Origin of the sequence: Pseudomonas sp. IT-P395 (assembly GCF_949767675.1) — a bacterium.
GTDB lineage: Bacteria > Pseudomonadota > Gammaproteobacteria > Pseudomonadales > Pseudomonadaceae > Aquipseudomonas.
Genome location: NZ_CATKPW010000058.1, coordinates 174,058 through 197,620 on the forward strand (window position 1 = coordinate 174,058; position 23,563 = coordinate 197,620).

Here is a 23,563-nt window from a genome sequence, read left to right on the forward strand (position 1 = left end):
AAAGGGCGACCGAAGTCGCCCTTTTTTACGATCAATCAGAACTTAGTTCTGTTTGGCCGCCATTGCTTGGCGCAGCAGGCCAGCCATGGTGGTGTCAGCAGCTTCACCTTCCGGAGCAGTTTTCAGGCTCTGGATAGCTTCTTTCTCTTCAGCATCGTCTTTCGATTTGATCGACAGCTGAATTACACGGCTCTTACGATCAACGCTGATGATCTTGGCTTCTACTTCCTGGCCTTCTTTCAGAACGTTGCGCGCGTCTTCAACGCGGTCACGGCTGATTTCGGAGGCTTTCAGAGTCGCTTCGATATCGTCGGCCAGAACGATGATGGCGCCTTTGGCGTCAACTTCTTTCACGGTGCCAGTAACGATTGCGCCTTTGTCGTTAACCGAGACGTACTCGGAGAACGGATCGCTTTCCAGTTGCTTGATACCCAGGGAGATACGCTCGCGCTCTGGGTCAACCGACAGGATAACGGTGTCCAGCTCGTCGCCTTTCTTGAAACGACGAACAGCTTCTTCGCCAACTTCGTTCCAAGAGATGTCGGACAGGTGAACCAGACCGTCGATGCCGCCGTCCAGACCAATGAAGATACCGAAATCGGTGATCGACTTGATGGTGCCGGAGATTTTATCGCCCTTGTTGAACTGGCCAGAGAAATCTTCCCATGGGTTAGATTTGCACTGCTTGATGCCCAGGGAGATACGACGACGCTCTTCGTCGATGTCCAGAACCATAACTTCCACTTCGTCGCCGACTTGTACGACTTTCGAAGGGTGGATGTTCTTGTTGGTCCAGTCCATTTCCGAAACGTGTACCAGACCTTCAACGCCTTCTTCCAGCTCAGCGAAGCAGCCGTAGTCGGTCAGGTTGGTTACACGAGCGGTAACGCGAGTGCTTTCTGGGTAACGGGCTTTGATAGCAACCCATGGATCTTCGCCCAGTTGCTTCAGGCCCAGGGAAACACGGTTGCGTTCGCGATCGTATTTCAGAACCTTGACGTCGATTTCGTCACCAACGTTGACGATCTCGGAAGGATGTTTGATGCGCTTCCAGGCCATGTCGGTGATGTGCAGAAGGCCGTCCACGCCACCCAGATCGACGAATGCGCCGTAATCGGTGAGGTTTTTGACGATACCTTTGACTTGCTGGCCTTCCTGCAGGGATTCCAGCAGAGCTTCACGCTCGGCGGAGTTCTCGGCTTCCAGGACGCTGCGACGGGAAACGACAACGTTGTTGCGCTTCTGGTCCAGCTTGATGACCTTGAATTCCAGCTCTTTGCCTTCCAGGTGCGTGGTGTCGCGCACTGGACGGACGTCAACCAGGGAACCTGGCAGGAACGCACGGATGCCGTTAACGTCGACAGTGAAGCCGCCTTTAACCTTACCGTTGATAACGCCCTTGACCACTTCCTCAGCTGCGAAGGCCGCTTCCAGAACGATCCAGCACTCAGCGCGCTTGGCTTTTTCACGGGACAGCTTGGTTTCACCGAAACCGTCTTCAACCGAGTCCAGAGCAACGTGAACTTCGTCACCGACATTGATAGTCAGATCGCCAGCGTCGTTGTAGAACTGCTCAAGCGGGATGAGTGCTTCAGACTTCAGGCCAGCGTGAACGGTTACCCAGCGAGCCTGGTAATCGATATCAACGATAACACCGGTGATGATGGAGCCTGCCTGAAGGTTCAGGGTTTTTAGGCTTTCTTCAAAGAGTTCCGCAAAGCTTTCGCTCATTTTAATTCCTGTAAATGAGGGCGAAGGATACGCCCATCTCCACACCCCAGACGGTGTGGGTTAGTTTCATTAAAAAGAAGCGCTGCAGGACTATGACTGGTCCCCTGCCGCCTTCTTGGTCACCCGGCGATATCGCGAATGGCGATCTCGCTCATGATGCGTTCAAGCACCTGATCGATGGACAACTCCGTGGAATCCAGCTGTATGGCGTCAGCCGCCGGCTTAAGCGGGGCTACCGCTCGCTGGGTGTCACGCTCGTCGCGTGCACGGATCTCATCTAGCAGACTCGACAGACTAACACCCTCGACTTTGCCCTTCAACTGCAAATATCGACGGCGCGCCCTCTCCTCGGCACTGGCGGTCAGGAAAATCTTCAGCGGCGCATCAGGAAAAACCACCGTGCCCATGTCGCGACCATCGGCCACCAGACCCGGCGCCTCCTGAAAAGCACGCTGGCGCTGCAGCAGTGCCTCGCGTACGGCCGGCAATGCCGCCACTTGCGAAGCGCCGGAACCGACGCTTTCGGTGCGAATGACATCGCTGACTTCGTCGCCTTCCAGAATGATCCGTTGCAACTGACCATCGGTCGCCGCAATGAACTGAACATCCAGATGAGCGGCGAGTTTCTTCAGCAGCTCTTCATTGGTCAGATCCACACCGTGGTTGTGCGCAGCAAATGCCAGCAAGCGGTACAACGCACCGGAATCCAGCAGGTTCCAGCCCAGACGCTTGGCCAGAATCCCGGCTACGGTGCCTTTGCCCGAGCCGCTTGGCCCATCAATGGTGATGACCGGTGCAATGTATTTCACGACTGAGCCTCTTGTGCCACACGAATACCGACCTGCCCGCACAGTGCGAGGAAGTTCGGGAACGACGTCGCGACGTTGGCGCAATCATGGATGCGGATCGGTGCAGTAGCGCGCAGCGACGCCACACTGAATGCCATCGCGATACGGTGATCGCCATGACCATGCACTTCGCCGCCGCCAATCTGGCCGCCGTCGATGATGATGCCGTCCGGAGTCGGCTGGCATTTGACGCCCAGCGCCAGCAAACCGTCTGCCATGACCTGAATGCGATCCGATTCCTTGACCCGCAGCTCTTCGGCGCCGGTCAGCACGGTGCGCCCTTCGGCACAGGCAGCGGCGACGAACAACACCGGGAATTCGTCGATCGCCAGTGGAACCAGCGCTTCAGGAATCTCGATACCTTTGAGTTTAGCTGCTCGCACGCGCAGGTCAGCCACCGGCTCGCCGCCGACTTCACGCTGGTTTTCCAGAGTGATGTCCGCGCCCATCAGGCGCAGGATGTCGATCACGCCAGTGCGGGTCGGGTTGATGCCGACGTGCTCAAGCACCAGCTCGGAACCTTCGGCGATCGAGGCCGCTACAAGGAAGAATGCCGACGACGAGATGTCGCCCGGCACTTCAATGTGGGTTGCAGCCAGCTTGCCGCCGGACTCGACCGATGCCGTAGCGCCATCAACACTCACCGGATAACCGAAACCACGCAGCATGCGCTCGGTGTGGTCGCGAGTCGGAGCCGGCTCGGTCACGGTGGTCTTGCCTTCAGCGTACAGACCGGCGAGCAGCAGGCAGGACTTCACCTGAGCACTGGCCATCGGCATGGTGTAAGTCAGGCCTTTGAGCTTGTGTCCGCCACGAATGGTCATCGGTGGACGACCTTCAGCAGCGGTTTCAATCACGGCGCCCATTTCACGCAGTGGATTGGCCACGCGATTCATCGGACGCTTGGACAGCGAGGCATCGCCAGTCAAAACGCTATCGAAGTTCTGCGCAGCCAGCAGGCCGGACAGCAAACGCATCGAAGTGCCGGAGTTGCCCAGATAGATCGGGCCCGGCGCAGGTTTCAAGCCATGCAGGCCGACACCGTGGATGGTCACGCGGCCGTGGTGCGGGCCTTCGATGACCACGCCCATGTCGCGGAATGCCTGTAAGGTCGCCAGAGCATCTTCGCCCTCGAGGAAGCCTTCGACTTCGGTGACGCCTTCGGCCAGCGAGCCGAGCATGATCGAGCGGTGGGAAATCGATTTGTCACCCGGTACGCGAATCCGACCGGACAGGCGGCCACCAGGTTGAGCCAGGAAGATCAGATCGTTGGAATTCATAGCGTCCACATAGGCCCTGCGGGCCAGGATTTTACTGAAATGCTCGCGGGCAACCCGGGCGCGAGTGAAAACGCCCAACAATTGGTGCCCATCCCCTGCATCGACCGCGTCGCGCAAGGCGTCGAGGTCGCTGCGAAATGTATCGAGTGTGCGCAGGACAGCCTCGCGGTTGGCGAGGAAGATGTCGTGCCACATCACCGGGTCGCTTCCGGCGATTCTTGTGAAATCGCGGAAACCGCCCGCAGCGTAACGGAAGATCTCAAGATTTTCATTGCGCTTGGCCAACGAATCGACCAGACCGAAGGCCAGCAGATGCGGCAGATGACTGGTCGCGGCCAGCACTTCATCGTGACGCTCGACCTGCATGTGCTCGACGTCGGCGCCCAATTCGCGCCACAGACGATCAACCACAGCCAGCGCCGCCGGATCGGTTTGCTCAAGCGGCGTGAGAATGACTTTGTGGCGACGGAACAGTTCGGCATTGGAGGCTTCCACCCCGCTCTGCTCGGAACCGGCAATCGGATGACCCGGAACGAATCGCGGCGGCATAGCGCCAAACGCTTCGGTCGCCGCGCGCACCACATTGCCTTTGGCGCTGCCGACATCGGTCAGAATCGCCGAGCCCAGATCCATGTTCGCCAACCGCGCGAGCACTTTCTCCATGGCCAGAATCGGCACCGCCAACTGAATCACGTCAGCGCCCTGGCATGCGGTTGCCAAGTCATCTTCACAGCGATCCACAACGCCTAACTCAACCGCCAACTTGCGCGACTGCGGGTCGAGATCGACCCCGACCACTTCGCGGCAGATACCGCTTTCACGCAAGCCTTTGGCAAACGAACCACCGATCAACCCCAGACCGACCACCACAAGGCGACCGATCATAGGTGCAGCAGATTGCAGTGCAGTGACATCACCCACGAGCCAGAACCTTGCGCAGCGCTTCGAGGAAGCGGCTGTTTTCCGCCGGCAGACCGATGGTCACCCGCAGGTGGTTCGGCATGCCGTAGTTGGCTACCGGACGCACGATCACGCCTTCGCGCAGCAAGCCCTGGAACACCGGAGCCGCGACCTGACCGAGGTCGACGCAGATGAAATTGCCTTTGGATTCGATCCAGCTCAGCCCCAGCTCACGGAAGCCGGCCTGCAACTGCTGCATACCCGACTCATTGAGCTGACGGCTTTGCGCCAGATATTCCTCATCCTTCAGCGCTGCGCAGGCTGCCGCGAGGGCCAGACTGTTGACGTTGAACGGCTGGCGAACGCGGTTCAGCACGTCAGCCACAACCGCAGTCGACAGACCGTAGCCAACGCGCAATGCCGCCAGGCCATAGGCTTTGGAGAAGGTGCGCGAGACCAGCAGATTCGGGTAAGCGGCGAGGAAATCCAGACCGTCCGGCAGATCGCTGCCTTCGGCGTACTCGATGTAAGCCTCGTCCAGCACCACCAGCACATGCTCCGGAACGTCCTGCAGGAACTCGTCCAGCGCTTCAGCACCGAACCAGGTACCGGTCGGGTTGTTCGGGTTGGCGATAAACACCACACGGGTGTTGGCATCGATGGCCGCGAGCATTGCAGGCAGGTCATGCCCCCAATCTTTCGCCGGCACCACTTTGGCTTGGGCGCCGACTGCCTGGGTGGCAATCGGGTACACAGCGAAAGCATGCTCACTGAACACGGCATTCAGACCCGGCGCCAGATAGGCGCGCGCGACCAGTTCAAGAATGTCGTTGGAACCGTTGCCCAGCGTGACCTGATTCAGCTCGACGCGGCATTGCTCGGCCAGCAGGGATTTCAGCGCGAAACCGTTGCCGTCCGGGTAACGCGTCAACTCGGCCAGCTCTTCGCGGATCGCCGCCAAGGCTTTCGGACTGGCACCCAGCGGGTTTTCGTTGCTCGCCAGTTTGACGATTTTTGCCGGATCCAGGTCCAGCTCGCGCGCCAGTTCGTCCACAGGCTTGCCTGGAACGTACGGCGAAAGTTGTTGCACGCCCGGCTGTGCCAGAGCGAGGAAGTTGCCACTCATTTGCTACCGCCCCTTAGAGAACTGCTTTCGGGTAGGAACCCAGCACTTTGAGTGCTACTGCTTCCTGACTGATCTTTTCCAATACACCTTTGATCAACGGATCACGGTGATGGCCGACGAAGTCGATGAAGAACACGTAGGTCCATTTGCCACTGCGCGACGGACGGGTTTCGATACGGGTCAGGTCGATCCCGTTGTCGTGGAACGGCACCAGCAACTCATGGAGCGCGCCGGGCTTGTTGCTCATCGACACGATGATCGAAGTCTTGTCGTCGCCGGTCGGCGGCACTTCCTGGTTACCGATCATCAGGAAGCGCGTCGAGTTGTCGGGACGGTCTTCGATCTTCTCGGCCAGACGCGTCAGGCCATACAGCCCTGCCGCCATGTCGCCGGCAATCGCCGCCGAATTCCACTCGCCTTTAACCCGCTTGGCCGCTTCGGCATTGCTCGACACCGCCACGCGCTCGACATTCGGGTAATGCGCGTCCAGCCACTTGCGGCACTGGGCCAGCGATTGCGCGTGGGAATAGATGCGGCTGATGCTGTCGGTCTTGGTATTTTCACCGACCAACAGGTGATGGTGAATGCGCAGCTCGACTTCGCCACAGATCACCATGTCGTGTTCGAGGAAGCTGTCCAGCGTGTGGTTGACCGCGCCTTCGGTGGAGTTTTCCACCGGCACCACGCCAAAATTCACCGCACCGGCCGCCACCTCACGAAACACTTCGTCGATCGCCGCCATCGGCTTGCTGATCACCGCGTGACCGAAGTGTTTCATCGCTGCGGCTTGGGTGAAGGTGCCTTCAGGACCGAGATAAGCCACTTTCAGTGGCTGCTCCAGCGCCAGGCACGACGACATGATTTCACGGAACAACCGCGCCATCTCTTCGTTGCCCAGCGGCCCCTGATTGCGCTCCATCACCCGCTTGAGCACCTGAGCTTCGCGCTCAGGACGATAGAACACCGGCACTTCGCCTTCGGCCAGCGAGGCCATCTTTACTCGCGCGACTTCCTGGGCGCAACGCGCACGCTCACTGATCAGCTCCATGACTTTGGTGTCCAGAGCGTCAATGCGAACGCGCAGCGCCTTGAGTTCTTGCTCGGACATCAGCCGTGTTCCTTCTCGAATTCAGCCATGTACGCCACCAGCGCATTAACCGCGGTGATGTCGACGGCGTTGTAGATGGAGGCGCGCATGCCGCCCACGGAGCGGTGGCCCTTCAGATTGAGCAAGCCGCGCTCTTCGGCACCGACGAGGAACGGCTTGTCCAGACGATCATCGGCCAGACGGAACGGCACGTTCATCCACGAGCGATCCGATTTGTTGATCGGGTTGCTGTAGAGGCCGCTGGCGTCGATGAAGTCGTACAGCGTGCGCTGTTTGACGTCGTTGAGCTTGGCGATCGCTTCGACACCGCCCTGCTCTTTCAGCCACTGGAACACCAGGCCGGACAGGTACCAGGCCAGGGTCGGCGGGGTGTTGTACATCGAGCCGTTATCCGCTGCGACTTTGTAGTCGAGCATGGTCGGGCACAGCGCGCGCGCCTTGCCGAGCAGGTCTTCGCGGATGATGTTGACCACAATACCGCTCGGGCCGATGTTCTTCTGTGCGCCGGCGTAGATCATGCCGAAACGCGAGATATCGACCGGGCGCGAGAGGATGTCCGAAGACATGTCGGCTACCAGCGGTACATCACCGACTTCAGGAATCCACTGGAATTCCAGACCACCGATGGTTTCGTTCGGCGCGTAGTGAACATAAGCGGCGTCTTTCGACAGCTTCCACTCGTTCTGGCCCGGGATAGCGAAATAGTCGTATGGCTTGGCGGTGGCGGCAACATTGACGTGGCCGTAGCGCGAAGCTTCTTCAATGGCTTTCTGCGACCAGATACCGGTGTCGATATAGTCGGCAGAACCGCCTTCAGGCAGCAGGTTCAGTGGGATCTGCGCGAATTGCTGGCTGGCGCCACCTTGCAGAAACAGCACTTTATAGTTCGACGGGATATTCAGCAGGTCACGCAGATCCTGCTCGGCCTGGGTGGCGATGGACACGAACTCATCGCTGCGATGGCTCATTTCCATGACCGACAGACCCTTGCCATGCCAATCAAGGAGTTCACCCTGGGCGCGCTGCAGGACAGCTTCAGGAAGCGCCGCAGGACCGGCGCAGAAGTTATAGGCTCGCTTGCTCACATCCAATCTCGCTCTGACTTGGTGATACACAAAAAATCTGTAAATCTGATAGGCCTACCTCTGTAGCAGCCTTCGGCAACTCCTACAGGGGAAATTCATACCGGACAAATAACAAGGGGGCGAATTCTCATCCGCCCCCTCGTTTGTCCGCTTATTCTTGCGGTTCTTCGTCTGCTGCGGCGTCGAGTTGCTGGTCTTCACCGGCATCGTCGTTTACGACAGTGCCTTCGAATTCCTCGCCCTCTTCACCCTCAAGCTCTTCACCCTCAACTTCCGAAGGCTCCTGAACCCGCTCCAGCCCGACCAGGGTTTCATCCTTGGCCAGCTTGATCAGCGTTACACCTTGAGTGTTACGACCCAGGCTCGACACTTCGTCGACACGGGTACGCACCAGGGTGCCCTGATCGGAGATCAGCATGATTTCTTCACCGTCCTGCACCTGAACTGCGCCGACCAGACGACCGTTACGCTCGTTGCTGACCATGGCGATAACGCCCTGACCGCCACGTTTGTATTCAGGGAACTCGGTGATCGCCGTGCGCTTGCCGTAGCCGCGCTCGGAGGCGGTGAGGATTTCGCTGCCCTCTTCCGGAATCAACATGGAGATCAGCTTCTGCCCTTCCGGCAGACGCATGCCACGCACACCGCGGGCGGTACGGCCCATGGCGCGAACTTCGGATTCCTTGAAGCGCGTCACTTTGCCGCCGTCGGAGAACAGCATGATTTCCTGCTCGCCATCGGTGATGGCTGCGGAGATCAGGATGTCGCCTTCGTCCAGTTCCAGCGCGATCAGACCAACGCTGCGCTGACGGCTGAAGGCCACCAGCGGAGTCTTCTTCACGGTACCGTTGGCAGTCGACATGAAGATGAACGGCGCTTTCTTGCGATCGGCAGCCTTGATGCGAGCGCGACGCTCTTCATCGGTTTCGTTGCTGTTTTCGATCTCTTCTACATCAGCCTCGACGCCTTCGGCTTCTTCTTCATCAGCCTGACGCTTCATGGCTTCGAGATCGACCGGCAGCATGGTGGTGATGTACTCGCCTTCGCTCAATGGCAGAAGGTTGACCAGCGGACGGCCACGGGCGGCGCGGGACGCTTCCGGAATCTCGTAGGTCTTGAGCCAGTACACCTTGCCCTTGCTGGAAAACAGCAGCAGCGTGGTGTGACTGTTGGCAACCAGCAGGTGAGCGATGTAGTCCTCATCCTTGACGCCGGTGGCCGATTTGCCTTTACCGCCACGACGCTGAGCCTGATACGCAGCCAGAGGCTGGGTCTTGGCGTAGCCCCCGTGGGAGATGGTCACGACGCGTTCTTCTTCCGGGATCATGTCACCCAGGGTCAGATCAAGACGGGCATCGAGAATTTCGGTGCGACGCTGGTCGCCGTATTCGGCGCGGATCACTTCCAGCTCTTCGCGGATCACTTCCATCAGGCGCACGGCGCTGTTGAGGATGCGGATCAGCTCGCCGATCTGGTTAAGGATCTCTTGATACTCGGCCAGCAGTTTTTCGTGTTCCAGACCGGTCAGACGGTGCAGACGCAGTTCCAGAATGGCTTGCGCCTGTTCTGGCGACAGGAAGTACTTGCCTTCGCGCAGACCGTATTGCGGGTCGAGGTTTTCCGGACGGCACGAATCGGCACCGGCACGTTCCACCATCGCCACCACTGCCGAGGATTCCCACGGCGTGCTGACCAGGGCTTCTTTTGCTTCCGACGGCGTCGGCGAAGCCTTGATCAGCGCGATAACCGGATCGATGTTCGACAGGGCAACGGCCTGACCTTCGAGGATATGACCACGCTCGCGCGCCTTGCGCAGTTCGAACACGGTACGGCGGGTAACGACTTCGCGACGGTGACGGACGAAGGCTTCCAGCAGATCCTTGAGGTTCAGGATGCGTGGACGACCATCGATCAGCGCAACGATGTTGATGCCGAATACCGATTGCAGCTGGGTCTGGGCGTAGAGGTTGTTGAGGATCACCTCAGGCACTTCGCCGCGACGCAGTTCGATCACGACGCGCATACCGTCCTTGTCGGACTCGTCGCGCAGTTCAGTGATGCCTTCCAGCTTCTTCTCTTTGACCAGCTCGGCGATCTTCTCGATCAGACGCGCCTTGTTCAGCTGGTAAGGGAGTTCGGTGATGACGATCTGCTGACGGCCACCGACCTTGTCGATGTCTTCGATGATCGAGCGGGCGCGCATATAAATGCGCCCGCGACCGGTGCGGTAGGCTTCGATGATGCCGGCGCGACCATTGATGATCGCGGCGGTCGGGAAGTCCGGACCGGGGATGTACTGCATCAACTCGTCGACGGTCAGCTCAGGGTTGTCGATGAGTGCCAGGCAACCGTCGATGACTTCACCGAGGTTGTGTGGCGGAATGTTGGTCGCCATGCCCACGGCGATACCGCTGGAGCCGTTGACCAGCAGGTTGGGGATACGGGTCGGCATGACCGCCGGGATCATTTCGGTGCCGTCGTAGTTCGGCACCCAGTCCACGGTTTCTTTGTGCAGGTCAGCCAGCAGCTCGTGCGCCAGCTTGGTCATGCGCACTTCGGTGTATCGCATCGCCGCAGCGTTGTCGCCGTCGACCGAACCGAAGTTGCCCTGACCGTCTACCAGCAGGTAGCGCAGGGAGAAAGGCTGAGCCATACGAACGATGGTGTCGTACACGGCAGTGTCACCGTGCGGGTGATACTTACCGATCACGTCGCCGACAACACGGGCAGATTTCTTGTACGGCTTGTTGAAGTCGTTGCCCAGCTCGCTCATCGCGAACAGTACGCGACGGTGCACGGGCTTGAGGCCATCGCGCGCATCCGGCAGTGCACGGCCGACGATTACGCTCATCGCGTAGTCGAGGTAGGACTGTTTCAGCTCGTCTTCGATATTGACCGGGAGGATTTCTTTGGCCAGTTCGCCCATGAGAAGCCTGATTCCTTTTTCTGGTGAAACTTCGTCATATCCATGTGGGAGCAACGAAGCTCGCCGGGGCAGGCCGAGTGCCATGCGCCGACTTACGACAAATCAACATTGGATCGCGGATTTGCGCAGTAAAGACAGCTCCGTGGAGCTGCCTCGGAAAACGCCGGATGTTATCACAAAGGCCGCCACGCACCTATCCCCCAGATGCGCATGGAGCATAGTTAGTTGACCGGTGACAGGCTTAACGGGGACGAGAGAAGCTCAGAGCTTCTTTGAATGCAGATTTGAGGGCTGATTTGCGGATGTTTATTGACATTTAGGGGTACAAACACCTGTAGGAGCTGCCGAACGCTGCGATCTTTTGATCCTGCCCTCTAAAAAGCAAGATCAAAGGATCGCAGCCTTCGGCAGCTCCTACATTGAGTATCACCGCATTAATGCAGGCGTTTGCGGCACATCAACTGGGCCATTTTCGCGGTGTCCGGGCGTTCGACGATGCCTTTTTCGGTGACGATCGCGTCGATGAGATCCGCCGGCGTCACGTCAAACACCGGATTGAACGCTTCAACGTCCGCACCGACACGCTTGCCGCCGACTTCCAGCAACTCGGCGCCGTCACGCTCCTCGATCGGAATGTCGTCACCGCTGGCCAGATTCATGTCGATGGTGGAACTCGGTGCCACGACCATGAAGCGCACACCGTGGTGCATGGCGTTGACCGCCAGTTGATAGGTGCCGATCTTGTTCGCCACGTCACCATTGGCGGTGATTCGGTCAGCCCCGACGATCACCCAGGTCACGCCTTTGGTTTTCATGATGTGTGCAGCGGCGGAGTCGGCATTCAACGTAACCGGGATGCCTTCGTTGGCCAGTTCCCACGCAGTCAAACGCGAGCCTTGCAACCATGGGCGGGTCTCGTCGGCATAGACGCGCTCGACCATGCCTTCAATGAAGGCTGCACGAATCACCCCTAACGCCGTACCGAAACCACCGGTGGCCAGCGCGCCAGTATTGCAATGAGTCAGAATCGCCTGGGCATTGCCCTGATGCTTGCGGATCAGATCAACGCCCAACTGGGCCATGGTCAGGTTGGCTTCGCGGTCGCTTTCGTGAATGGCGATGGCTTCGGCTTCCAGCGCGGCCAGCGGATCGGCGTTCTCTTTCAAGCGATCAAGGCGATCGCGCATGCGACCCAAGGCCCAAAACAGGTTAACCGCTGTCGGACGGGAATCGGCCAGCAAGGCAAAGTCCTCTTCCAGCGCCACGTACCAATCGCCACCTTCGGCGATCCGCGCACGGGCCGCGAGGACGATGCCATACGCGGCACTGATGCCAATGGCCGGCGCGCCACGTACCACCATCGAGCGAATCGCCTCGGCCACGCCGGCGGCGTTGGTGTAGGCAATCCAGGTTTCTTCGAACGGCAAAATACGCTGATCCAGCAGGTGCAGCGCGCCGTCACGCCAATCGATGGCCTTCACTTTTTCCGCAGCCAACAGTCGATCGCGCATCCTACACCCCGCACTCATGAACAAAAGCCGCCGATTATAGCGATCCCCCCGCGAAGACGCTCGGGTATACTTCGCCATCCTTTACAAAAGCACTGGAACCGACCCTCGATGCCGAAACCTGCCATTGCGCTCGACTTATTATTGCTGCCGACCTGGCTGGTACCCGTCGAACCTGCAGGCGTTGTGCTCAAGGAGCACGGCCTGGGCATCCGCGACGGTCGCATCGTGTTTATCGGCCCGCGCGCCGAAGCATTGAAGTGTAACGCCACTGAAGTCCGCGAACTGCCGGACGTGCTGCTCGCCCCCGGTCTGATCAACGCCCACGGCCATGCGGCGATGACGCTGTTCCGTGGCCTGGCCGATGATCTGCCGCTGATGACCTGGCTGGAAAACCATATCTGGCCGGCCGAGGCCAAGTGGGTCGATGAAGATTTCGTTCGTGATGGCACCGACCTGGCCATCGCCGAGCAGATCAAGGGCGGCATCACCTGCTTCTCGGACATGTATTTCTTTCCAAAAGTCGCCAGCGAGCGCGTGCACAACAGCGGCATTCGCGCGCAGATCGCCATTCCGATCCTTGATTTCCCGATCCCGGGCGCCAGCAGTGCCGATGAAGCCATTCGTCAGGGCGTCGAATTGTTTGGCGACTTGAAGCATCACGAACGCATCAAGATCACCTTCGGCCCTCATGCACCGTACACCGTCGGCGACGAGAATCTCGAGAAAATCCGCGTGATTGCCGAGGAGCTGGACGCATCGATCCACATGCACGTGCATGAAACCGCGTTCGAAGTCCAACAAGCGCTGGAGCAGCGTGGCGAACGCCCGCTCGCTCGACTCGGTCGTCTGGGCCTGCTCGGCCCGCGCTTCCAGGCCGTGCACATGACCCAGATCAGCGATGACGACCTGGCGTTGCTGGTAGAAAGCAACACCAGCGTCATTCATTGCCCGGAATCGAACCTGAAACTCGCCAGCGGTTTCTGCCCGGTCGAGCGTTTGTGGCAGGCTGGGGTGAATGTCGCGGTCGGCACCGATGGCGCCGCCAGTAATAATGATCTCGATCTGCTCGGCGAAACCCGCACTGCCGCCCTGCTGGCCAAAGCCGTTGCCGGCTCGGCCACGGCGCTGGACGCTCATCGGGCACTGCGCATGGCCACCCTGAATGGTGCGCGCGCACTGGGGATCGAGACGCAAGTTGGCTCGCTGGAAATCGGCAAAGCCGCCGACATCGTCGCTTTCGACCTGTCCGGCCTGGCCCAGCAACCGGTGTATGACCCGGTATCGCAGCTTATATACGCCACCGGCCGCGATTGCGTGAAACACCTGTGGGTCGCCGGCAAACAACTGCTCGACGACCGACGCCTGACGCGCATGGACGAAGCGCAACTGGGCGCCACCGCCCGTACCTGGGGCCAACGCATCAGCGGCCACACCGAATCGTAAACACCCCGGCGCCCACGCCGGGGCTACAGCCCTTTTAAAGTTTTAGAGGAATTGAACATGAGCAACGTCGACCACGCCGAAATCGCCAAATTCGAAGCCCTGGCCCATCGCTGGTGGGACCGCGAAAGCGAATTCAAACCGCTGCACGACATCAACCCTTTGCGGGTCAACTGGATTGATGAGCGGGTCAATCTGGCCGGCAAGAAAGTCCTCGACGTCGGTTGCGGCGGCGGCATCCTCAGCGAAGCCATGGCGCAACGCGGTGCCACCGTGATGGGTATCGACATGGGCGAGGCGCCACTGGCGGTCGCGCAACTGCATCAACTGGAATCCGGCGTCAGCGTCGAATACCGCCAGATCACCGCCGAAGCCCTGGCCGAAGAAATGCCTGAGCAGTTCGACGTGGTGACCTGCCTGGAAATGCTCGAGCACGTACCGGATCCATCGTCGGTCATTCGTGCTTGCTTCCGCATGGTCAAACCGGGTGGCCAGGTGTTCTTCTCGACCATCAACCGCAACCCGAAGGCATACCTGTTCGCCATTATCGGCGCTGAATACATCATGAAGCTGCTGCCGCGCGGCACCCACGACTTCAAGAAATTCATCCGCCCTTCCGAGCTCGGCGCGTGGAGCCGCATGGCCGGCCTGACCGTCAAGGACATCATCGGCTTGACCTACAACCCGCTGACCAAGCACTACAAGCTGGCCAACGACGTTGACGTCAACTACATGATCCAGACCCTGCGCGAGGAATAAGCCGATGGCCATCAGAGCAGTTCTCTTCGACATGGACGGCACCCTGCTCGACACGGCGCCGGACTTCATCGCCATCTGCCAGGCAATGCGCGCGGATCGTGGTTTGCCGCCGATGAACGACAAGCACATCCGCGACGAGATCTCCGGTGGCGCTAAAGCCATGGTTGCGGTGACGTTTTCGATGGACCCGGAATCACCGGGCTTCGAAGAACTGCGCCTGGAGTTCCTTGAGCGCTATCTGGTTGGCTGCGCCGTGCACAGCAAACTGTTCGACGGCATGGGCGAACTGTTAGCTGATATCGAAAAGGCCAAGCTGATCTGGGGCGTGGTCACCAACAAACCGTTGCGCTTTGCCGAGCCGATCATGCAACAGTTGGGACTGGCCGAGCGTTCGGCGCTGCTGATCTGCCCGGATCACGTGAAAAACAGCAAGCCGGATCCGGAACCGTTGATCCTTGCGTGCAAGATGCTTGATCTGGATCCGTCGACGGTTCTGTTTGTAGGCGATGATCTGCGCGATATCGAATCGGGGCGCGATGCCGGGACGAAAACCGCTGCGGTGACGTTTGGCTATATCCACCCGGACGATAATCCGCGTCATTGGGGCGCGGATGTGGTGGTGGATCATCCGTCGGAATTGCGCAAGGTACTCGATAGCGCGCTTTGCAGCTGCTGAGACCTGACGCAGAGCGTCATTGGCTGCATTCCCACGCGGAGCGTGGGGAACGATCTGACTCCATGATGAGGTTTTTATGTTTGATTATTCCGCTCGCCCCGAATTGCTCAAGGATCGGGTCATTCTGGTCACCGGTGCCGGTCGGGGCATTGGCGCGGCTGCGGCGAAAACCTACGCCGCCCACGGCGCCACCGTATTGCTGCTGGGCAAGACCGAAGCGAACCTGACGCAGGTCTATGACGAAATCGAAGCGGCAGGCCACCCTCAGCCGGCGGTGATTCCGTTCAACCTCGAAACCGCCCTGCCCCATCAATACGATGAGCTGGCCGCGATGATCGAGGCCGAATTCGGCCACCTCGACGGCTTGCTGCATAACGCTTCGATCATCGGCCCACGCACACCGATCGAGCAGTTGTCCGGTGAAAACTTCATGCGCGTCATGCAGGTCAACGTCAACGCCATGTTCATGCTGACCAGCACCCTGCTGCCGTTGCTCAAGCTGTCGCAGGATGCCTCGGTAGTGTTCACCTCCAGCAGTGTCGGGCGTAAGGGCCGGGCGTACTGGGGCGCCTATGGCGTGTCGAAGTTCGCCACCGAAGGCCTGATGCAAACCCTGGCCGATGAAGTCGATGGTGTGGCGCCAGTGCGTTCCAACAGCATCAACCCGGGCGGTACGCGCACCAGTATGCGCGCGCAAGCTTATCCGGGAGAAAATCCGCTGAACAATCCGACGCCGGAAGAAATCATGCCGGTGTACCTGTACCTGATGGGCCCGGACAGTACCGGCATCAACGGCCAGGCATTCAACGCGCAATAACTGCCATACGTCGCATTTGTTGCCGCGGCAGATTCCTGTCGCGGCATGCATTTGCCGCTGGCGACCGTCACATTTCAGTCAAATTTCCAGCGCACACCTCGCACCCAGATATCCAAACCATTGATTCCAAACGGTTTAAATAAAACCGAACCGAATGGCACGACTTTCGCTCTAATTTTCCTCAAAGCAAGCCACGTGAAGGCAATGGGGCGAGGCCGATTTCGATAGCTGACTAATCGTCATCCGGCAGACTAAACTTACGCCAAACGTCCTACGGGACTGATGGATCAGTATGACGCGCAGCCCATAGCCGCTCTCACCCAGCCTGTAAGACAGACTTACTGCTAAGGGTTCACGCCATATGAAATCACCCTCCCAGACCAATGCAATTGACTTTGACAGTGCCAAATTGCAACGCCTGGGCTTTGGTCAATTGCCTCCCTTGTTGGAGCGACCGGCCAGTCTGGCGCAATTGCGCCAGCAAATGAGCCTGCAACTGCAAACCAGCCTCGAACCGCAACGCATCCTCGGTCTGTTTTTCCGCGAAGTTCAGCGCCTCGTGCCATTGGACGCGCTGAGTTACGTGCACCAAGGCAGCGATTTGCGCCTGGAGTTCGGCAGCCGCGGCCATCACTCGGTCAGCTACAGCCTGAGCCACGAAGGCGAGCACATGGGCGAACTGGTGTTCCGCCGCAATCAGCGCTTCAACGACAAGGAACAAGGCCAGCTGGAGTCGCTGCTGTCATCCTTGCTGTACCCGATGCGCAACGCCCTGCTTTACCGTGAGGCGACCCAGAGCGCTCTGCGCGATCCGCTGACCGGCGCCGGCAACCGCATCGCAATGGAGCAGACCCTGCAACGGGAAATCGAAATGTCCCGTCGCCACCTGCAACCGTTGTCGCTGTTGATGCTCGATATCGACCACTTCAAACGGGTCAATGACAGCCATGGTCACAGTGCCGGCGATGACGTGCTTAAAGCCATCGCCGCGACGATCAAGGCACAATTGCGCAACGTCGACATGGTGTTCCGTTACGGCGGGGAAGAGTTTCTGATTCTGCTGTCCAACACCAGCCGCGAAGCGGCGGCAATGGTCGGCGAACGGCTGCGTTATGCGACACAGGCGGCTGAGTACTACGCCGATGGCCAGTTGATCGAGCTGACCGTGAGCCTGGGATGCTCGACGTTACTGCCCGGCGAATCGGCCGACAGCTTGCTGCGCCGCGCTGACAGTGCGCTGTACGTGGCCAAGCGCGAAGGGCGTAATCGCTTGGCCATGGCGGGCTGAGCTGTTCAACCAACACAAAACAGTGTGGGAGCGAGCCTCCTCGCGAAAGCGGTGATTCAGTCAAAGCAATGCTGACTGACATGACCCCTTCGCGAGCAGGCTCGCTCCCACATTGGTATTGCGTGAGACTTGAATCAGCTCTCGACTACCGCCCTGCGCTCTCGGTTGACCAACAAGCGCTCCGACGTCTCCAGTTGCATGCAGCGCTCCAGAAACAGATACATGTAGTCATAGCTCTTGCACACCGCCTGACGCAGTTCGGCCTGCAAGGCCTTGCTCGGGTTCATCCCCGCGAGCGTGCAGATGATTTCCAGTGCCTCCCAGGGATGAGCATCGTCGTACTGGGCATGCATCTTCAACCACTTCATCGCCCGCTTGCGATCCTCTTCGGGAAACGCTGCGGCATATACGCCGGTGGAGCAGACCAGCGCCGACCACTCCCCGGTCGCGCCTTCAATGGCATAGTTGGTGGCGGCAATGGCCACGATCAGCGAATCGGCAGAACTGGTGTGCCAGCACCAATGACTCAAGGCATGCAACTCAGGCGGCACCTGTTGAGCCTGAAGGTCTTCCAGACTGACGCCATGTGCCCGGCTCCAATGCACCCAGTAATCGGCGTGATTGAGTTCAACGCGGATATTGCGCATCAACCAGCGCCGCGCCATGTCTTCACCCGGATGCCGGGCAAATCTGGTTTTGGTGAGGTTCTGCGCCATGTACAACGCAAACTGCTCAACCACCGGCCAGCCCCCGATCAGGTACTGACGCATGGTTCTGGCGCTGAGCTTGTTATCACGCATGCGCAGGTAAAGTTCATGTTCGACAACCCGGCGCTTGCTCTCGCTGCAATCCTCAATGAGCTGTTGCGCCCAGGCAGGATAACTTGCAGCTTCCATGAGTGGTCCGGTTCGGTTGAATGTGTCGATCACTGTTCGGCTCCTTTTGATTTGTGATTGTAAGGATCGGCGAGAGACTTCAACGGAACGTGCCAGGCGCTTTGAATAACAGCGGTTGCGGTCTGGCGGGCCGACTTTGCAAACTGTCACAGGTAAACAACTGTGGGCGTTCTATAACATAACCCTGAGCGTAATCCACACCAATTTCGAGCAATGCCTGCTCGATCTGAGTTGTTTCAACAAACTCGGCAATTGTCTGCTTACCCATGACATGCCCGATGTGATTGATCACTTCGACCATTGCGCGGTTAATCGGGTCGTCCAGCATATCCTTTACGAAACTCCCGTCGATCTTCAGGAAGTCTACAGGCAAATGTTTCAGATAAGCGAATGAAGACATTCCGGCACAAAAGTCATCTAATGAAAAATAGCAACCTAAGCCTTTGAGTTCATTAATAAATCTTATTGCGCTGCCCAGATTTGCAATTGCACTGGTTTCTGTAATTTCAAAACAAATCATTTCAGGCGGTATTGCGTAGTTAACAAACTGCTCTCGCAGAAAGTGCAAAAACGCGTCATCTCCTATAGTAATGCCTGACAGATTAATCGCACACATTGCTAAAGGCTCTTGATGTTCTTGTGCAATACATTGAGCAATAACCTTGAATACGTTCTGAACTACCCAGCGATCCAGTTGACTCATCAAACCATAACGCTCGGCAGCGGGAATGAAACTGTCCGGCAGAATCATCCGCCCGGCTTCATCATGCAGACGCAGCAGAATCTCGATGTGCCCACCCTTGTTGTCACCCGGCTTGAGCGGGGCGATTTCCTGGGCGTACAGACAAAAGCGGTTTTCTTCCAGTGCCATGTGCAGCCGTTGCACCCAAGCCATTTCGCCAAAGCGCAGCGACAGCTCGGAATCGTCGGCGTGGTAGACCTGCACCCGGTTGCGGCCCTTTTCCTTGGCCATGTAACAGGCCATATCGGCCGCGCGCAGTGAGGCTTCGAGGGTCGTCGGGGTCTGCGCGATATGCACCAGACCAATGCTCACCGTGGTCAGGAACGGCCGCCCTTTCCAGACAAAATGCAGGTTCTGCACAGTCTGGCGTAGCGCCTCGGCGATTTTCTCGGCCGCGTCTGGCGCGCAGTTCTCCAGCAGAATGCCGAACTCATCACCGCCCAGGCGCGCCAGCGTGTCGCCTTCGCGCAGCCCCGATTGCAACAGCGTACAAATGTGCCTTAACAGTTCATCGCCGGCGGCGTGACCACAGGTATCGTTGACCAGTTTGAATTGATCGAGGTCGAGGAACATCAGCGCATGCCGCCCGGAATGCCGCGTTAGCTTATTCAGTGCCTGCTCCAGCCGATATTCGAACTCGCGACGGTTGGCCAACCCGGTCAGCGCATCATGGGTCGCCTGCCACGACAGGTTGGCGATGTATTGCCGCTCCTGAGTCATGTCGTGCAGCACCAGCACCGTGCCGCTGACCTTGCCGGCATTGCGGATCGGTGCGCCGACCAGCGTCACTGACAACGTCGTGCCATCCAGGCGCTGGATCAGTTTCGAATGCTCGCTGCCGCCACTGAGCTGGCCACTGAGAATGTGCTCGATCAGGGTCAGCCCCTCGGCCTGGGCGTTGTCGTCGAGCAAATTGAACAACGCTGCCAGCGGCAATCCCGCCGCCTGCTCGGCCTTCCAGTGGGTCATGGCTTCGGCGGCCGGGTTCATGTAATCGATGGCACCACTGACATCGGTGGTGATGACGCCATCACCGATCGAATGCAAGGTGACGTGCGCCCGATCCTTCTCAAGTTGCAGCGCCTCGGCAAAGGCGTGACGCTGCTTGAGCAGTTTGTGCGTGCGCCACAGGGCCAGCACGATCAGCCCCAGTGCCGTGGCCAGATTGGTTAACAGCAGCAGCCGCAGAATCATCCGCGAGCCTTCGCCCAAGGCATCGCTGAAAGCTTTCGCCGCCGGAGTCACGGCATCGTTGATGGCGAAAATCCGCGCCTTCCAGCGCTGGATATCGGCGCTGCTGGCGGTGCTATCTAAAATGCTGCGGTGCATCTCCTGCGCCACGTCATCCAGTTCGACCAGATAGGCATCGCCGACCGTCCAGCGGTCAATGGCAGTTTCCAGATAACTGAAATGACGGAAGTTGAGGTACAGCCAGATCAGGCTGGAGACGTCGTCCGGGTGGTTGCCACCCTTGAGAATACCTTCGCGTGCCGCGGCCAGATCCGGCGGTTGATGATCCAGCGCCAGACGCAACTGATGCCCGCCTTGCGGCACGGCAATCGCGTTGCGGTATTTGAGGAAGATCGCCTCGTCACGGCTGTCGGCGTATAGATTGAGGTAATAGATCGCGTCTTTCTGGCCCTTGGACCAGAGACTTTCGCCAGCGACATAACCGCGAACGGCCGAGAGCACGTAAAGACTCACGCCACCCAGTAACGCTTGAAACAACACGACGGCAATAAATGGCCAGACGATGCCCAACAACCGTGGCGTTCCGAGAGTCCGCTTTTGCTTCATGAGATCCCTTGCGCAAGCACTGCCAGATGAACACCGGAAAATCCCGCTCCTGACAGCTCAGCCTAGGCTAGTTTTCGACAAGTCAAAGGGACAGCTCTGCCGTCCTCTAGGCCGATTGTGCAAATGGCTGTGCTGCTTGCGCGTTCCGGTTGAATTTACTCAATGCAATTCAAGCACTAAGCACAGAAACCGGAACGAAACTCAAGGGCGCTGGATCTGCTGCAGGTGACCATAGAGCTTGGCATACAGACCGCCATCGGCGATCAGCTGCTGGTGATCGCCGTCTTCAGCGACCTGACCACCATCGAACACCAGCACGCGATCAGCCTGTTTCACCGCCGACAGTCGGTGGGCAATGATCAGCGTGGTGCGGCCATTGAGGAAGCGCGCCATGGCCTGATGCAGGTTGTACTCGGTGGCGGCGTCGAGGGCAGACGTGGCTTCGTCGAGGATGACTACTTTCGGCTCGGCGAGGATCATCCGCGCGATGGCCAGCCGTTGGCGCTGCCCGCCCGACAGACGCACGCCGGAGCGACCGACAATACTGTCGAGGCCATTGGGCAAAGCGCGGATGGTCGCGTCCAGCTGAGCGATTTCCAGCGCCTGCCAGCAGGCTTCGTCACTGCGGGTGCGGCCCATGGTCAGGTTGGCGCGCACGGTGTCGTTGAACAGCGCCGGGTGCTGTAACACCACCGCGACATTTTCGCGAACCGTTTCCAGGCCGATGTCCTGCTGGGTCGAACCGCCGAACCGGATGGTGCCGGCCAGCGGTGTATAAAGCCCGAGCAACAACTGCACGAGGGTACTTTTACCGCCGCCACTGGCACCGACAATCGCGACTTTCTCACCGGGAGCAATCGACAGATTCAACTGATCCAGCACCAGCTCATCGCCGTAGCCGAAGCTCAGGCCTTGCACCTGAATGCCGACGGTGTCGCGGCCCTTGAACGGATCGACGCCACCGGGATATTGCGGCTCATCGGCGCGCGCCAACAACTCGTTGATCCGCGCCAGCGCCCCGCCCGCCGCGTAATAGGCGTATTGCAGATTGAGCAGTTGTTCGACCGGGCCGATCATGAACCACAGGTAACTGAACACCGCGAGCATCTGGCCGATCGACAGGTCGGAGAACAACACCGTGAGCATCGCCGCCGCGCGGAAAATGTCGATGCCGAACTGAAACAACAAGCCACTGGCGCGGTTGGAAGCGTCGGTTTTCCACTGCGAATTGACCGCGTAGTTGCGCACCTCCTGCGCGCGCAGGCCGAGCCGACCGAGAAAGAAGCCCTGGCGGTTGCCGGCACGGATTTCCTGAATCGCATCGAGGGTTTCACTCAACGCCTGGGTGAAGCGCGAGGTGCTGTCGTTCTCGAGTTTCTTCAGGTGTTTGACGCGTTTGCCCAACTGCACCGTGGCGTAGATCACCAACGGATTGAACAACAGAATCAACAGCGCCAGTTTCCAGTGCATCCACATCAGGATGCTCGCGGTGCCGACCAGCGTCAGCATCGCCACCAGAAAGCGGCTGAGGGTTTCGCCAACAAATTTGTCGAGGGTGTCCAGGTCGGTGACCAGGTGCGTGGTCACGGTGCCGCTGCCGAGGCTTTCGTATTCGCCGAGGGAAATCCGCTTCAGGCGTTCGATCAGGCGCACGCGAATGCGATAAACGATGTCTTTGGCCAGCCGTGCGAACAGCCGCGACTGCAACACGCCGAAGCACAGCGAGCCGCAACGCAGGGTCAGCGTCACTACCAGCATCAAGCCGATGTAACCCGCCGCTTGCTGCCACATACCGGGCAGCACGTGATTCATGACTTTCAGCGCAGCGTCGCCATGGCCGAGCAGCACTTCGTCCACCAGCAGCGGCAGCAGCAACGGAATCGGCACGCTGCACAGCGTCGCCAGCACGGCGACACCGTTAGCGATCCACAGGGATTTTTTGTGCCTCAATGCCAGTCGCCGGACTTCTGCCCAGCTCAGCCGGTCGACACGCTTTACGGCTGGCGTGTCATCGGCCCGATCAGACACAGGCCGCGCGTTCCAGCCAGCGGCCGAGCAATGGCGACAGCTCGCTGAGCGGTTGGTAGCCGTTGGTCAGCAGCGCCAGTTGACCGTTGCGCTCGGCGAGCAGGGTCGGGAAACCGGCGATGCCCAGATCCTGCACCCAACTGAAATCGGCCTGAGTCGCTTTGTGCTGGTCGGCATGATCGAACAAGGCAGCGAATTCGATACGCGGTACACCGGCCTTTTCTGCCAGCTCGACCAGCACGCTGGCCTGGGTAACGTCGCGACCTTCAGCATAAAACGCCTGCTGGATCAGTCCGACCAATCTCCACGCGCAATCCGGCGCCAGACTGCGCGCAGTAACGATCGCCCGGCAGGCAGGCTCAGTGTCGTAGACAAAACCGTCGGGCAACGCACCGTCAAACTTGAACGGCTGGCCGGTGGCTTCAGTGACCGCTTGCCAATGCTCGATAATGTAGCGACGCGTGGTCGGCTCCAGCGCCGAGCCACTGCCGGTGCGCAAACCGCCAACCACCAGATGCAACTCCACACCGGCTGCTTGCGCCTGCTCGACCAATGCCTTGGCCACCGGAGCAAACCCCCAGCACCACGAACACATCGGATCCATC

General features: G+C 59.1%; 17 protein-coding genes. 5 read left to right on the forward strand and 12 right to left on the reverse strand.

Annotated features, from left to right (window positions below; translation table 11 throughout):
* Window positions 1-42 precede the first annotated feature (42 nt).
* From rpsA to mtnA, 8 genes are all read right to left on the reverse strand, one after another.
* Window positions 43-1,731 carry a 30S ribosomal protein S1 gene (gene rpsA / locus ACM6IN_RS24525; protein ID WP_123375503.1) on the reverse strand — a complete coding sequence of 563 codons (1,689 nt, stop codon included), beginning with the start codon at window positions 1,729-1,731 and terminating at the stop codon, window positions 43-45.
* Window positions 1,732-1,850: 119 nt separating this feature from the next.
* Window positions 1,851-2,540, reverse strand: coding sequence for a (d)CMP kinase (cmk, locus tag ACM6IN_RS24530; protein ID WP_007908422.1), 690 nt, complete (start codon window positions 2,538-2,540; stop codon window positions 1,851-1,853).
* A complete protein-coding gene (locus tag ACM6IN_RS24535; protein ID WP_414916882.1) occupies window positions 2,537-4,744 on the reverse strand; it encodes a bifunctional prephenate dehydrogenase/3-phosphoshikimate 1-carboxyvinyltransferase in 2,208 nt (735 codons plus the stop codon). The genes cmk and ACM6IN_RS24535 overlap by 4 nt, the downstream gene beginning before the upstream one ends.
* 28 nt (window positions 4,745-4,772) lie before the next feature.
* A complete protein-coding gene (hisC, locus tag ACM6IN_RS24540; RefSeq protein ID WP_007908418.1) occupies window positions 4,773-5,885 on the reverse strand; it encodes a histidinol-phosphate transaminase in 1,113 nt (370 codons plus the stop codon).
* Between the two features lie 13 nt (window positions 5,886-5,898).
* A complete protein-coding gene (pheA, locus tag ACM6IN_RS24545; RefSeq protein ID WP_007908404.1) occupies window positions 5,899-6,993 on the reverse strand; it encodes a prephenate dehydratase in 1,095 nt (364 codons plus the stop codon).
* The gene (gene serC, locus ACM6IN_RS24550; RefSeq protein WP_007908403.1) at window positions 6,993-8,078 is read right to left on the reverse strand and encodes a 3-phosphoserine/phosphohydroxythreonine transaminase; all 1,086 of its coding nucleotides are present in this window, start codon (window positions 8,076-8,078) and stop codon (window positions 6,993-6,995) included. Before serC ends, pheA begins: the two co-directional genes overlap by 1 nt.
* 151 nt (window positions 8,079-8,229) lie before the next feature.
* On the reverse strand, window positions 8,230-11,004 hold the full coding sequence (gene gyrA / locus ACM6IN_RS24555) for a DNA gyrase subunit A (protein ID WP_007908402.1): 2,775 nt from the start codon (window positions 11,002-11,004) through the stop codon (window positions 8,230-8,232).
* Between the two features lie 434 nt (window positions 11,005-11,438).
* On the reverse strand, window positions 11,439-12,515 hold the full coding sequence (gene mtnA, locus ACM6IN_RS24560; protein ID WP_414916844.1) for an S-methyl-5-thioribose-1-phosphate isomerase: 1,077 nt from the start codon (window positions 12,513-12,515) through the stop codon (window positions 11,439-11,441).
* A 108-nt stretch (window positions 12,516-12,623) separates the two neighbouring features.
* On the opposite strand from mtnA, the gene ACM6IN_RS24565 reads away from it, so the two are divergent.
* The 5 genes from ACM6IN_RS24565 (at window position 12,624) to ACM6IN_RS24585 (ending at window position 17,495) form a co-directional block, all read left to right on the forward strand.
* Window positions 12,624-13,958, forward strand: coding sequence for a TRZ/ATZ family hydrolase (locus ACM6IN_RS24565; protein ID WP_095112913.1), 1,335 nt, complete (start codon window positions 12,624-12,626; stop codon window positions 13,956-13,958).
* Window positions 13,959-14,015: 57 nt separating this feature from the next.
* Window positions 14,016-14,714: a bifunctional 2-polyprenyl-6-hydroxyphenol methylase/3-demethylubiquinol 3-O-methyltransferase UbiG gene (gene ubiG / locus ACM6IN_RS24570; RefSeq protein ID WP_007908399.1), complete on the forward strand. Its 699-nt coding sequence runs from the start codon at window positions 14,016-14,018 to the stop codon at window positions 14,712-14,714.
* A 4-nt stretch (window positions 14,715-14,718) separates the two neighbouring features.
* Complete coding sequence (gene mupP, locus ACM6IN_RS24575; protein ID WP_007908398.1) at window positions 14,719-15,390, forward strand: N-acetylmuramic acid 6-phosphate phosphatase MupP; 672 nt, start codon at window positions 14,719-14,721, stop codon at window positions 15,388-15,390.
* Window positions 15,391-15,466: 76 nt separating this feature from the next.
* Entirely contained in the window at window positions 15,467-16,207 is a 741-nt protein-coding gene (locus ACM6IN_RS24580; RefSeq protein WP_007908397.1) for a YciK family oxidoreductase, read from the forward strand.
* A gap of 361 nt (window positions 16,208-16,568) precedes the next feature.
* Window positions 16,569-17,495 carry a GGDEF domain-containing protein gene (locus tag ACM6IN_RS24585; RefSeq protein ID WP_007908395.1) on the forward strand — a complete coding sequence of 309 codons (927 nt, stop codon included), beginning with the start codon at window positions 16,569-16,571 and terminating at the stop codon, window positions 17,493-17,495.
* A 134-nt stretch (window positions 17,496-17,629) separates the two neighbouring features.
* On the opposite strand, the gene ACM6IN_RS24590 is transcribed toward ACM6IN_RS24585, so the two are convergent.
* The 4 genes from ACM6IN_RS24590 to ACM6IN_RS24605 all read right to left on the reverse strand — a co-directional run bounded on the left by ACM6IN_RS24590 (window position 17,630) and on the right by ACM6IN_RS24605 (window position 23,553).
* Window positions 17,630-18,391, reverse strand: a complete 762-nt coding sequence (locus ACM6IN_RS24590) for a TenA family transcriptional regulator (RefSeq protein WP_409212648.1) — start codon at window positions 18,389-18,391, stop codon at window positions 17,630-17,632.
* Between the two features lie 79 nt (window positions 18,392-18,470).
* Window positions 18,471-20,930, reverse strand: coding sequence for an EAL domain-containing protein (locus ACM6IN_RS24595; protein ID WP_414916845.1), 2,460 nt, complete (start codon window positions 20,928-20,930; stop codon window positions 18,471-18,473).
* Window positions 20,931-21,131: 201 nt separating this feature from the next.
* A complete protein-coding gene (locus ACM6IN_RS24600; protein WP_007908392.1) occupies window positions 21,132-22,958 on the reverse strand; it encodes an ABC transporter ATP-binding protein in 1,827 nt (608 codons plus the stop codon).
* A complete protein-coding gene (locus ACM6IN_RS24605; RefSeq protein WP_176472332.1) occupies window positions 22,951-23,553 on the reverse strand; it encodes a DsbA family protein in 603 nt (200 codons plus the stop codon). The genes ACM6IN_RS24600 and ACM6IN_RS24605 overlap by 8 nt, the downstream gene beginning before the upstream one ends.
* Window positions 23,554-23,563: the final 10 nt, after the last annotated feature.